We start from the raw sequence: 12,544 nt of genomic DNA, 5'->3' as shown, positions 1-12,544 counted from the left end.
TATATTATGCGAAGCCCTTTGTGTGGCTTGAGTCTCACCACCAGTCAATATTGTTGCTCCAATGCAATTACAGGGTCAGGCTCCTGAACCTGATCATGTGCCTTTACGATACATAATCCCATCCAGATGGCACAAAGCCAGAGAACAATCGGATTGTCCATTTCAATTACTCGCGATCAAGTGCGTGCTCAGACGCCAGTTTGCGGCGGTAGCGGATTGTTGAAAGCTTGCGATGGCGATACAGGCTGTGCATCGGTGCGCTGGTCGCTCCGCTCGCTGCTCACCGATTGCACGGCCTGACCTGCGGTGACGGGAAGGTTCTTGGAAATACCAAGCTTGCCGGTCCAAGGCGTTATGCGCTCGCCTTCTATGTCGCAGTAGTAATTGATATGGTCACTGTAGGCCGTACAAGTTGACGCAGGAACGTAACGTGTTCCGCCAAGGGAATGAGACAGAATGATCTGATCTTCCATCATAGGCCCCTCAACGCGGCTGTCAGTACCTCGGTAATCGTACCCCTTGCCACGCTTGATATATCCAACGACACGCCACATCTGCGAAGGCTGCGGCGCGCTAGGATTAACCTGTACTTGCTGTACAACCTGCTGAGTCTGAACAGGCTTTGGCTCCACATGCTGCAAGTTAGCCGGTAGCGGATTAACAGGAGCCTCCTGCTTCGCCTGGCTAATTGCGTTCGTGTTCTTGGCGTAGATGTTATTCAAGCAGTAAAGCGCAATCATGATGGCGATCGGCGCTCCGGCCAGATAGACCCACGTCATGGGCGAACGCCAAATGTTGCCGCGCTTGTCTGCCTTCGATTCGTCTCCTACGTCACCCGTCGATGACTGCGTAGCACTGCGATAGTACTTGTAGATTTCCGGCTTATAGCTGCCAAACGTTGAACGTATGAGTAGATTCTGCGGAATCTTGGCACCGGTAGGCGCACCCTCATAGATGTCTACTCGAAACCTATTCTTTGCACCTGCTGCAGCAAGCTTCGTCGAGAAATACATCTGGTCGACCATCTCACGAAGCCATGACGGCAAATCACTGGCAAACTGCGTCACGAGGACGACTCGCAACGTCTTACCGTCATCATCTACGCGATGGCCGTGCTCTTTGAATAGCTCAAGGTCTTTCGGATTCGCCTGCGTTACCTTCTGGCCTGATTTCCAGCGTCTCCAACATTCGTCCATGATGAGCACGGCACCGTTCGGAATGCCGTCCGCCCAGTCCGGTTCATTCTCCCAGCCCTTTTGCACTTGCGTGATCTGACCAGCCGGATAGTCAGCGAGCAGCTGCTCACGCTCCAACGGGATGTTGGTGATGACATGCCGTCCCTCCTTGAGCGAAGGAATAATTACATGCTCAGTCACGCTATAGCTTTTGCCGGAACGTGGTTTACCGGCATACAGATCAATTGCCACAAATCACCCTATCAACGGAATTCGGCGGACTACGAAGCGAGCGATCAATGCTCCCAGCATCATCGTTGCGCCTTCGGGAAAATGAAGCAGGTCTGAGCAGTACAAAAACACCGGCGGGATCTGCTGGGCGTACTGGCCCGCATGGACAATGAAGTCCGGGACCGGCAGATGCTCAAACACATAGGCCAACCCGTCCATGATGGCGACGAAGATGTCATGCGCACCTTCGAGCACCACGAGCTTGAACCACGCAATCAGGGCCTTGATGAGATCAAGTAGCCATGTGCAAAGATCAGCAATCTTCTGACCTAACCACGAAATGATTTCCATAGATCACCGTTATGCAGAGAAGAAGATGCGCACGGACGCCCATGCGTACAGGAACATCATGAAGACGCCGATAGGCACGTACAGCTTGTCCATCAGGCCGCAAAAGTCGGACGTGTCGAAATGGCCTATGTATGTATCAGCGGTATAGATCGGGCACGCTCCACCACCTGACGGCGGGACGATTGCCTTTGCAGCAGAGATGATCGGAGCGTTAGAGATACGGTCATAGAATCTCTGAATATCAGGCACGTAATCCTGCTCATCCTTCATCCCCTCGGTGAAGTCAGGAACGCCGGGCAAACCTGCATCACCGACACCGTCACCCTCTCCGTCAGTGTCAGAACCCTTACCAGAGTTGGACGAACCGCACGTGCCATAGCATGTGGAAGTCGTGGAGGTCGTGGCTCCATTGGCGTCCTTACTAATAACTAGCGTCGTCGTCGTGGACTTATCCGAACACTTGCCAACGTCTGTACATGACGTAGTAGTCGTAACGTCAGTTTTAGTCGTCGTCGAACCACCAGTTGTAGCGTCAGGCTTAGTCACTACGTTAGTATCGATCTTGATACCGTTCTTTGTAGGCGCTTTCGATACGCACTGAGGCGTACCATTGACAGAACCCCATGAGCCGCTGCACTGCTGCTGGCCCGAGGTTTCACTCACTTTGTTAGAGCTGCACGACTGTGAACCATCAGCATTCGTCGTGTACGTGCAAGGCTCTTCCTTGGTCGTAGACTGCTGCGCTGTATCCGGGCAGGACTTGCCACCGACACCACACAGAGGCTCTTTCTCAGTCAGGCCAGTAGTGCCGACTTGGCCGTTGTACTTGGCCGTGACCTTACAGGTTGCCTTGCCTGCTGCATCGATCTTGCAATCAGTGGAAGTGATGACATCCAGCCCGCAAGCAATGCCAGATGCCTTCGGTTCCGAAACGATCTTAGGAGCGATAACTTCGCCCGAGCTGGAAACAGTGGCAGCCGCTACAAGGTTGAACGTCCTGGATGTAGAAGATTTGCCAAGAAGTGCGCACTCGGTCTTTTTGCTGACCTCAAGGTAAGGCAAACACTTGTTAGCAGTCGCATCAAAATAAGAATTCTTCGTTACGTCAACGTGATCGGTTGTGCCCTTACACAACTCACCGTCAGCCTGCGCAGGGGCTATACATTCACCTGTATTTACATCAACGGTAGACCCGTTACCGCAGGTCTTATACTCAAAATAAGCTTTATCTTGAAAGTATCCGCCGTCTGAATACTGAGTAGCCTGTGCAACATACTTATTAGGAGCCGTAACGCACTGCTTATAATCAGGTCCCCAACTACTCAACCGCGATAAATACGCAGTACAAGCACCACTAGCAGCAGTAGCGGATTCATAATATGTAGTGGTAATGGCAAAAGCACTTGATGAAAACATCAAGAACGCAAGAAGTCCTAAACGCTGAAAAAGGCGCATCTCACCACCCATAGAGCGCTAGATATGCAGCGGCGGCGCCCATTACAAAGGCTGTCCAGTTGTATAGTTCGACCATGAGTGACTGCTCCTGAGGACAAAAAAAAGGGGCCGAGTTGGCCCCTTCTCGAACGCCGTGATTACTTCACAGTGCCCTTGACGCGCTTGATACCGAAAGTCACCCAGGCCAGACCGATGACGACGGCACCAATTGCCAGCATGGCGGCTTTAACGTCGGCGGAGCTTTCGCTGCCAGTCATGCCGTCATAGTCACCCGCGAATGCAGCTGCATTGCAAAGTGCAGCAGTGCCGAAAACTGCCAGTTGAGTGCCGTAATTCTTTGCTGCGTTCATGTACTTCATAAATACTCCGTTATTTAACAACGCCAATGATTGCTTTGATTTTGCGACCCATCACGAAGAAGCTTGCAATGATCATGAAGCCCGCTCCGAAGTGACCCCACCACACAGCCGGGTCGATCTGTGAGATGTCGAAAGGCGCAGGCATGACCTGAGCCATCCAAGTACCAGCACACGCAACCGCACCGTCACCCGTTACGGTGTAATCACCATCACATGAGAAAACGACGCGAGTGCCTGACATGAATTACCTAGAACTACAGAAAGAGTTAAGGTCGAAAGACTGAACAATCGAAACAGTCTCATGAAGATTCCAAAGCCCCATAAAAAGCGCGCCCATGCAGAACGGGAAAGCCCACGTTCTAAACATCCAAAGGAAAAACCTTAAGCGATACTTTTTAATAAGCATGTTAATTAGCCAGCCTTCTGAACCGCAGAAGGCGCAGCCAGGGAGATCGGCATACCAGCGCAGCTATATTGCAGGAAGGTTTCGTTCTGCCCTTTGTATTGGCCGATAGCCAAAGGAGCCACTACGAACTGGCCTTTCTTCTGACGATAGGCATTGTCCCAACCTGATTTAACTTGATCAGGAGAGACACGAACATCGACATAAGAATCGACAGGACGACCTTTCTTATCCTGAACAGTAGTTTTGATCTGAATTTCAGCGGCATCAGCTTCGCCGAACTTGCGAGGAACTACATCATGAACAACCCCGCCGACGAACATGCCAGTAAGTTTGGAAATATCCATAAAATCTCCTTAGTGCCGTTCACCGGCGTAAACAATATATTCAGATTGAAATTCGACTTTGCCGAATCGCTTAAACTCTTCAACTAAACGCCAATGGCGTTCAGCTTCAATATCCGCTCTCGATTTAACGGGAGGCAATTTCATTTGACGAACTTCGTCAACAAACAAACCAGCTTCTGCTTTAGAACGGCGAATGCATTCAAGCATCTTTTCACGGCTGGAAACTTGGCTGCTACTTACGATGTAATCTGACGAGATCATAAGTAGAAAGTCCAATAAAGAGCTGCGGAGATAACTAGCCCAACTACAGTACCGATAATCGCAGCACTAGCATCGTATGGGTTCATGCAAACCTCCGGCAGAACATCAGAGCAGCTACGCCTGAAAGAACAGTGCAAATCAGCCAGAACGTGGCAATCAGCAAGCTATCCATCAAGCAGACTTCCGAGCGCTGAAATGGACAAGGTTCTTTTCAAAGAAGAACGCCGGGATCGCAGCAGGCTTAGCCTCAAGCACTCGAATCATCGGAACAACGTTTGATTCAGGACGTTTATCGGCGCGAACAGATATATCAATACCGAACTTCATCAACTCGGTTTTATGGCGATAGAACGTAGCGCGAGAAATAATATCTTCAATATTATGACCTTCCTTCCAAAGAACATAAGTGCCACGCACTTTACCGGGAAGTTCCATAAGCTGTTCAGACGACAATTCAAGTTGCTCCGACATATCAAGTTCCCCTAAATATTGACGGAATAGAGCCCTAATTACCGTCGGGGTCAAATAAGCTGCGATCTCTAATGTGTTGCCTTGCTCATCAGTCAAGGTCTTTAACTTCTTGCCGCGCAGCGTTAATTCAGCACGAAGTTTGTTTTCAAGCCATGCGTGAACTTCTGGTAGACAGTTAACTTCATCAGGCAAGTTATGAGACTTACCCTTGTTAACTTCATCAGCCTTGCAATAGAACTTGAAAGCCCAATGCGTGGAATTCTTACCGAAGTAAAGAGTTCCTTTATCGAGCCGGGGCCGCCCATGGCGGGACTTACACTTAATTTCTCCCGCTCTGAGCCAAGCACGTACATCAGCTCTAGACGGGAGTTCGAACATTTCGTTGTAGTCGACGCGGGTTACACGCCACTTACCTTGTTTAACTGCCTGACGCTCAAAGTCAGTCGGTTCAAGGGAAAGTAAAGAGCAGAGACGCAAGAAGGTATCTGCAACGAGAGCAACGATATCGTCACTTCCGACGATGTTATGGCCCTGAAGCCATTTGGACGGGTTGCCATCGATGTATAGGTGCGTTGCATTTCCTTTGCCATCTCCCCCAGTGCTGCGAACGCAGAGACTGGCTTCATGTGTGCCACGAACGACGAGGCGACGAGGCGTTTCGCGGGTGATCGAGCCATCGGGTTCGATAACAACAACCATGCCGCTAGAAAGCGGTACATGATTGATGGCTATGAAGCCTGCAACGTAGTCGATCATCCCAGAAACCTGTCAATCCCCAAAATCTTGGAAATAAGGTTACGATATTCCGTTTGAGGCATGCAAGCGGAATTTCGATTGTTGATTATCCGTTTATCGACGATGGATAGATATACAGGAGATAGAGTAGATGCAGAATCTTGAGGTAGTACAAACAACCATGAGCATTGGCGAGAACATAAGACAACGGCGAGAAGCTGCCGGAATGTCACAGAAGAAGCTTGCCGACGCAGTAGGATGCGGCATGACAACTCTTGTGGGCTGGGAGAAGGATGTAAACGCTCCACCAGGAGACAAAGTCGTGTCTATGGCTAAGCTTTTTGGTTGCTCAACTGATGAAATCTTGCTGGAAAGACACGAGCGAGATATATCGCCGGAGATGAGAGCTTTATTCAGAAGATTCGCGGATTTGCCAGACGATATAAAGCCAATGGCAAGAGGTTTAGTTAGTGGAATATTGACTGAACTAGAAGAAGAAGCAGTGAGGAAAAAGAGCGCTTAAGAGCGGTGCGGTCGGAAGGTTAAGTATCAAATTGAGACAAAAGTCGGGTATTACAAGGACCCGACCCGGCGCAGCCGGACAGAAAGAGCAAAAGGTCGTAAGGCGTTGCCTTACAAACCACAACGGCCGCGTTGACCTCGGGGAGCATGAACAGAAGAGCCGTTCATACTCCCTTTCGGTGGAGGCTGTTTTGAGTCGAGGTAAGTCAAGGGTCGGGCCAAGGCCCTAAGTCCTCACCCGTTCGCGGCAGCGAGCTGCCTTGCGCTGCGGCTTCCGGGCTTCCCCCTGACTAAGAGAGTAAGAGAGGGTTAAAAGGATTTTATGTGGTCTCTAATCGCGTATCTAACGATAGCAACACCAAACACACAGCCGGTATACAAAGTAGAGCGCTTTAGCAATGAGAAGCTATGCGAAGAGACTATAGAAAAGCTTAGAAAGCTGAATAAGGTATATGAAAACCCGGCAATTTTCATATGCGTAAAGAATTCAGAGTAAGCATCGCATAATACAGATTATGGCTAAATTGGCCCGGTGGCAGAGATTGTCCACCGGGCCAATTCGCTGGCCAGCGCCTTCGGTACCATAATCATGGTTATATTATGCGAATGTAAGGATAAGTCTCATAGGAGCATGATCGACACATTTCCCCAGTGTTTCATTTCCGATTAACGCACTAATCGGAAATTCATGACCTGCAGTACAAACTATCCACGTCTTACTCCTGCGATCAATTTCTGCTTCATAAAGATGAATGACTGACGTTTTTAGGATGAGCCTGGTGGTGCCTCGCTAATAACTCGACAGCCTTTACGCAGGCGAATCTCTTCGTCAGAGGGTCTAATCGAGACAAACCTGAATTCAAGATTGTCATAGTTTTCAAGATATCCCCACTCAAGACTCAATTCATTTTGTTCTTGTTCAGGTGGTTTTGCCCACCAAGGTTCACGACTGATCAACTTCGCCATGGTCTCTACCTGATATCTCTGTACAGTAAACATCAGCGAAACGGTTTTTTGATAATGTCTGCGTTACAGATTAGCTGGTTGAGCCTCGTACAACTGCAGACATAAGGTTGGAACGTTCCCTGTTAGTGCTCTGACCACCTTATCTCTTTCGATAAGCTTTTAGGTTTAAAGATCTCGCTCAGTCATGGGCTTGAAAGTGATAACTCAGACTGGAAAAAAGAATCAACCGCCTGTTTAAGTGCTAAGGCCGGATCGAGTTCCCTATACTGTTGACTCAATATCATCGCGGCCCTTTTGAATCGCGCTTCTCTCAAAACCGTTGCGACGGCCGCTGATAAATCCTGCGTGTTGGGACGATCTGTTTTTAAGTTGATACCTGCACCTGCCCACGCTACCCGTGCTGCAACTTCTGCCTTGTCTTCCGAGGTGCCTGCAATCACAAGCGGAACGCCATGCCGCAATGCCTGTTGTACGCCACCGTACCCGCCGTTGGTAACCATGACATCGACGTACGGAAGCATCTGCTCATAAGGCAAATAGTCAGCCATGTAAGCATTTTGGGTAACAAATGGCTTGGTGTGCTCCCCTGGTTTACCGGCTGTAGCAATTACCAGCGCGTTACTAGCTGCAAGAGCATCAAGCGTTGGATATACCAGGTCCTCCAGGTTACGAGCTACGGTGCCTTGAGTGACAAAAATAACAGGCCGACACTCTGCTTTCGCTGCATCGACTTCACCCCACCAAGCTGGCAAAGAATAGGCTTGTACTTGGCTTGGCGCAGTACCTATCAATTTTACAGAGGGAGGAAGACAGGCTCCGGCATATTCCAATCCTGGAACAGTCATCTGCAGAAACACGTCTGGAAGTAGCGTGGTGGCATCCATAAAGGAATAAGGCATAGGCCTTGTACCGAATGTGCCCAGGGCGGCATCAAGGGCTGCTTTTGAGCCCTGCATCGCCCTGCCAAAATTATTATTTAACTGTAAATACTGCTTTCTTTCCTCTTCGGTGGAGGCTGGAGGAAGACCTTTTCCAAAGGGTGCCAAATGGCCTGCACTGAGCATTAGGGGCGTTATCCCGAGTGAGATCAAGCCGGCAGGTCGTGTGCCAGACGATAGCAGCTTAAATGGCCATCCTCCTGCAAACATATGATTGGTTATGAGCACAGCGGGCTCATCACTTTCCTCTAGTACAGCTTGAACTGTCTTGGTCTGGTCGGCTAACGGCTCGATAAACAGGACACGAAAGTCAAAGTCGAGCAGCTCTGGCCCCGGCCCCAGCTTTTTACGGTCAGGAAAGGTTTGGTTAACGTCACGCGCATCATAATCCGCTGTACCTTGTAAAGTGACATGTCGGATACCTTCGCGCTCAACACGTTCTTTTGACGCGGACCCTGTAATAAAAGTGATGTCGTACCCCTGCTCTTTCAGACGCGGCAACAATGACAAAACGGGAAGTACATGACCTACTTGGGGTGTGGTTGCAACGATAATTCGAGGCATCAAATAACCTTAATCAATGGTGTATGAATCAAGGTATACCGGTCATCCATGACATTCTTACTAAGAATAAGTAAAGATATTCTGTATCTGGAAAGGATAGGTATGACGGAATGCTCACCAACACGTGGCTCCACGGAAATTCATGTTATGGGCTACGGTTAAATCTGCATTCAACGCTGTCACTGAATTGCTTGGTAGTGATGCTCAGAAAACGCAACGCGTACAGTGATTACTTGACAAGACCACCCTCTTCTTCACCCAGCCGTTGAGTCACAGAGCCGACCAGGTGGTCGCGCTGCCTGACATCAGTTAATCCAAATAGCTGGCCTTGTTGCCATTACTGTATGACTTAGCACGGCGATGCTACTGTATTCGTAACTTTCCAGTTGTTGAACAACGGCCTCATTCCCAAGTCCCGTCTGAGTCAACGTTGCGCTATGCGAATAGTCATAGGGGAGACTTTTTCGATCCGAGCGATAGTCAGGTCTCTGCACTGATCAATGTCAATCGAGCCGCCACCGCCCTGGCTGATATCTACGATATTGTTATTTCCAAAGGTAGTACTTTCTGCCGAGCTATATGTACCGGACTGGTTTACCCGAGGTGTATTCGCATCTCCAGTTTGATTGTAGCCAAACAAATCGCTTTCACCATATTGGGTTATCTCAGTCTGGTTATTATTACCTTGAGTATTGCCACGCCACCATCCTACTGCGCCACTCTGATTAGCCGACAACAAGTTTTTGTTGCCATTTTGTGTTACATCAACGCGACCACTCAGCCAACTGCCTTGCTGAATAGCAAGCTGAATCCCGTCATCCTGTTGAAAGTATTTAAGACTCACTTGATACTCACCACGCTGGTCGATTCTGATCACATTACCGTTACCAGCGGTAGTACCTATCAACTCCCCCGCCGCTATAGGCTATTTGCGATATAAATAGCTCATTGGTTGAGCCTTCCTATTTTGAGGTCTAAATGAGGCGTAGTTATAATTACCCGTCTGGTCAACGCCTGCCGAGCCTGACAAGCTGAGCAGGACATACTTCTATCGCCCTTTTGGTTGATCGCTCCATATGCTTCGTTACCTCCCTGTACCTCAATGGAGTTATGGTTTCTTGCTGCCTACCCAAAAATTATTTGAATAACGCGATTTTCCAAAGGCAATTTTGGTCTGATAGCCGCTTGACTAATAACGCGTTGTTTCAGGCTGTCTATCATCGCAGTGTTACCGTCCTGTATTAAATCAGCCGTGTTGCTGTCTGCAAGACAAGAAATGCTGAATGAGAGCAGAGCAACCATGAAACAAGGTTTGATAGTAGACATAAAGAGCCCCTGACTTTGCTATAACGCAGTAGATAGCGTGTGAGCAAACAGGTCGGGGCCAAAAGACATTAGCCGAGGCACTCTCTCTGCATAACAGGGTGTGAGCCTGTAACGACAAGATAGTAAAGCGTGTTTTGCTTACAATAACCATAAAGCGAGCCTTATGGTTGGCCGATTCTCAAGCAACGTAAATCAGGGCTATCACTCAACTGATCTTAAATTAAGCCTAACGCTATGTTGCAGGCCGTTAAAGCACAGCCTTCCCCATTTGTTTAATGATAAAACAGCTTTTTGACAAGCTCGGCAATATGTAGGCTGGGCTGCAGTAGAAAGTCAGTTCAATTGCCGAGCTTGCAGTAATTTTTCGCTACACAGTTCAGCTAGCAATAGCCTCTGGAAGTTTGGCGATGACCTTTATCTCAAATTGAAAGCCGTAGAGCCATGTAATGCCAATGCCGGTTAACGTCGGATAAGGTGCTTCTCCCCAGTATTCGGGCAGTACTTTCCAGATCATATCGAAGTGTGTTTCGGGATCAACGATGAAAACCGTTACGTCAATGACATCTTTGAACGAGCAGCCTGCTGCAGCCAGAATCGCGTTCAGATTTTCAAAAGCAAGCCGTACCTGGGCGTCTAGGTCCGGCTCGGGTGAGCCATCCTCACGACTACCAACCTGTCCTGAAACAAACAAGAAACCGTTGGAGCGAATCGCGGGTGAATACCGATTACGCTCATATAATGCCTGACGCCCAGCTGGAAAAACGACGTTGCGTGTGCTCATGGTTACTCTCCTGTGGCCGGATCGACCCGTTATGCCGATGTAGAGAGACTTTAGGGAACGCTTACCTGTTGAATAAACTAGCAAGCGCAGTCATCACTATTTGTAAAATCCAAATAATCTCCGAGACAGCAGGAACAGCGATGGATCGTTTTGATGCAATGCAGGCGTTTGCTCGCGTCGTGGAGGCAGGCAGCTTTACTAAAGCAGCCGAAACACTTCATATGAGCAAGACAAGTGTTACCCAACTGGTGCAGCAGCTGGAAGCCCGGTTACGCGTCAAGTTGCTCAACCGGACCACACGCCGTATCAATGTGACGGCCGATGGGGCCGCTTATTATGAGCGTGTGGTAAAACTGCTGGCAGATATGGATGATGCCGAAACGAGCTTATCCAGCGCCTCCTTGGCTCCCAGGGGCAGGCTACGGGTGGATGTTCCCAGCCCTTTTGCCCGTCTGGTTTTGATTCCTTCACTTCCAGCGTTTTACGAAAAGTACCCCGATATCCAACTTGATATGGGTGTCAGCGATCGTATGGTTGACCTTATTAGCGACAATGTGGATTGCGTTGTGCGTGGTGGCGAGATTACTGATCAGTCGTTGGTCGCTCGTCATATAGGCGATTTACGACTTAGGGTATACGCAGCGCCGAGCTATCTGAGACGCGCAGGGATGCCGCTACACCCTAGGGAATTGGAGGGCACTGACCATCGTATCGTAGGCTTTCACTGGGCACGCACCGGCAAGGTCTTTCCCTATGCCATGCACTCCGGTAACGAGAGCGTCAATGTCATGGGTCGTTATGCGCTTGCCGTTGATGATGGTAACGCCTACCTGGCAGCTGGGCTGGCAGGGCTAGGCCTTCTCTGGCTACCCGATTATATGGCTAGAGACTATCTGACTCGAGGCGAGCTGGTTCCGGTGTTTGAGAACTGGCGCCTCGATCCGATGCCAATGTACGTGGCGTTCCCCCCAAATCGGCATGTTAGCGCCAAGCTACGTGTGTTTATCGAATGGATCGTCGAACTGATGACACCCAACGAAGCAGCATCGGACAAGGGAACAGGCGCTACGAACCCTGCCAGTTGACATAGGATCCACCCACCTGAACCGTGTTTACCAGCAGTACCTTCTCTTTTCCCTCAAGGTCAAGCGGTTTCCCTACTCACGGCTCTGCTGCCGACCGGCATACACCTACATGACACAAAGCCCCGCACGGAAAACTAATCCAGGCCGGGTAATTTAGCATCTTGATTATTGTGGGCAGGCGCTGCGTGTTGAGTCGCTCGCTTAAGGTTCTCACACTAGCCTGCTTGATGTCGGCGAGGCACCGCCTAGCCATGACATATGGATGGGCTATCATCAGGACATGAGGAAAACGGACAGGCTATGCGCACTTGCGGATATTGCCGTAGAAACGATCACCTCTGACTGACCAGGCTGCGCCTCTTATCCGCTAGTAGCAGACTGCAAAGGCATCGACCGCCTAGACGGTTATACCGAGTCTTCTATCATCAAAAACGATACTCCATCCTTTGCTGGCAAGTTCAAAAGCCATTTAGGGAAGGTCTGAAAAAGACTTCCCGAATCTGGTGAAATACGCCGATCCCGCCAGCCGAGTTTTTCCATGAAGCAGATGACCTTCGCCGACGCCGAGTACGCC

15 protein-coding genes are annotated in these 12,544 nt (G+C 49.6%); 2 read left to right on the top strand and 13 right to left on the bottom strand.

The features are described from left to right. Positions 1-188: 188 nt before the first annotated feature. From HMPREF1487_RS22825 to HMPREF1487_RS22795, 8 genes are all read right to left on the bottom strand, one after another. Entirely contained in the window at positions 189-1,427 is a 1,239-nt protein-coding gene (locus HMPREF1487_RS22825) for a zonular occludens toxin domain-containing protein (RefSeq protein ID WP_010799136.1), read from the bottom strand. Positions 1,428-1,430: 3 nt separating this feature from the next. Then, positions 1,431-1,757 (bottom strand): hypothetical protein, encoded by a 327-nt coding sequence (locus tag HMPREF1487_RS26435; RefSeq protein ID WP_010799135.1) that lies wholly within the window; start codon positions 1,755-1,757, stop codon positions 1,431-1,433. A gap of 9 nt (positions 1,758-1,766) precedes the next feature. After that, positions 1,767-3,212 (bottom strand): hypothetical protein, encoded by a 1,446-nt coding sequence (locus tag HMPREF1487_RS22815; protein ID WP_010799134.1) that lies wholly within the window; start codon positions 3,210-3,212, stop codon positions 1,767-1,769. A 137-nt stretch (positions 3,213-3,349) separates the two neighbouring features. Beyond that, positions 3,350-3,571: a hypothetical protein gene (locus HMPREF1487_RS22810; RefSeq protein WP_010799133.1), complete on the bottom strand. Its 222-nt coding sequence runs from the start codon at positions 3,569-3,571 to the stop codon at positions 3,350-3,352. Between the two features lie 10 nt (positions 3,572-3,581). Continuing rightward, positions 3,582-3,812 carry a hypothetical protein gene (locus HMPREF1487_RS27485; protein WP_010799132.1) on the bottom strand — a complete coding sequence of 77 codons (231 nt, stop codon included), beginning with the start codon at positions 3,810-3,812 and terminating at the stop codon, positions 3,582-3,584. A 170-nt stretch (positions 3,813-3,982) separates the two neighbouring features. Beyond that, on the bottom strand, positions 3,983-4,321 hold the full coding sequence (locus HMPREF1487_RS22805) for a hypothetical protein (RefSeq protein WP_010799131.1): 339 nt from the start codon (positions 4,319-4,321) through the stop codon (positions 3,983-3,985). Between the two features lie 9 nt (positions 4,322-4,330). Beyond that, positions 4,331-4,582 carry a hypothetical protein gene (locus tag HMPREF1487_RS22800; RefSeq protein ID WP_010799130.1) on the bottom strand — a complete coding sequence of 84 codons (252 nt, stop codon included), beginning with the start codon at positions 4,580-4,582 and terminating at the stop codon, positions 4,331-4,333. Between the two features lie 171 nt (positions 4,583-4,753). Further along, entirely contained in the window at positions 4,754-5,809 is a 1,056-nt protein-coding gene (locus HMPREF1487_RS22795) for a phage/plasmid replication protein, II/X family (protein ID WP_010799129.1), read from the bottom strand. 130 nt (positions 5,810-5,939) lie between these two features. On the opposite strand from HMPREF1487_RS22795, the gene HMPREF1487_RS22790 reads away from it, so the two are divergent. After that, positions 5,940-6,311, top strand: a complete 372-nt coding sequence (locus HMPREF1487_RS22790) for a helix-turn-helix domain-containing protein (protein WP_010799128.1) — start codon at positions 5,940-5,942, stop codon at positions 6,309-6,311. Between the two features lie 764 nt (positions 6,312-7,075). Here HMPREF1487_RS22790 and HMPREF1487_RS26990 read toward each other — a convergent pair. From HMPREF1487_RS26990 to HMPREF1487_RS22770, 5 genes are all read right to left on the bottom strand, one after another. Next, positions 7,076-7,276, bottom strand: a complete 201-nt coding sequence (locus HMPREF1487_RS26990; RefSeq protein ID WP_073450513.1) for a hypothetical protein — start codon at positions 7,274-7,276, stop codon at positions 7,076-7,078. Between the two features lie 182 nt (positions 7,277-7,458). Continuing rightward, positions 7,459-8,778, bottom strand: a complete 1,320-nt coding sequence (locus tag HMPREF1487_RS22780) for a nucleotide disphospho-sugar-binding domain-containing protein (protein WP_010799125.1) — start codon at positions 8,776-8,778, stop codon at positions 7,459-7,461. Positions 8,779-9,202: 424 nt separating this feature from the next. Beyond that, on the bottom strand, positions 9,203-9,655 hold the full coding sequence (locus tag HMPREF1487_RS22775) for a hypothetical protein (protein ID WP_037031123.1): 453 nt from the start codon (positions 9,653-9,655) through the stop codon (positions 9,203-9,205). 248 nt (positions 9,656-9,903) lie between these two features. Continuing rightward, positions 9,904-10,104: a hypothetical protein gene (locus tag HMPREF1487_RS27820; RefSeq protein WP_010799123.1), complete on the bottom strand. Its 201-nt coding sequence runs from the start codon at positions 10,102-10,104 to the stop codon at positions 9,904-9,906. 376 nt (positions 10,105-10,480) lie between these two features. Further along, entirely contained in the window at positions 10,481-10,885 is a 405-nt protein-coding gene (locus HMPREF1487_RS22770; protein WP_010799122.1) for a RidA family protein, read from the bottom strand. A 140-nt stretch (positions 10,886-11,025) separates the two neighbouring features. Between HMPREF1487_RS22770 and HMPREF1487_RS22765 the strand changes: the two genes are divergently transcribed. Further along, positions 11,026-11,970 (top strand): LysR family transcriptional regulator, encoded by a 945-nt coding sequence (locus HMPREF1487_RS22765; RefSeq protein WP_010799121.1) that lies wholly within the window; start codon positions 11,026-11,028, stop codon positions 11,968-11,970. Positions 11,971-12,544 lie beyond the last annotated feature (574 nt).

Origin of the sequence: Pseudomonas sp. HPB0071, assembly GCF_000478505.2 — a bacterium.
Taxonomy (GTDB): domain Bacteria; phylum Pseudomonadota; class Gammaproteobacteria; order Pseudomonadales; family Pseudomonadaceae; genus Chryseomonas; species Chryseomonas luteola.
This window is presented reverse-complemented; position numbering and strand designations above follow the sequence as displayed.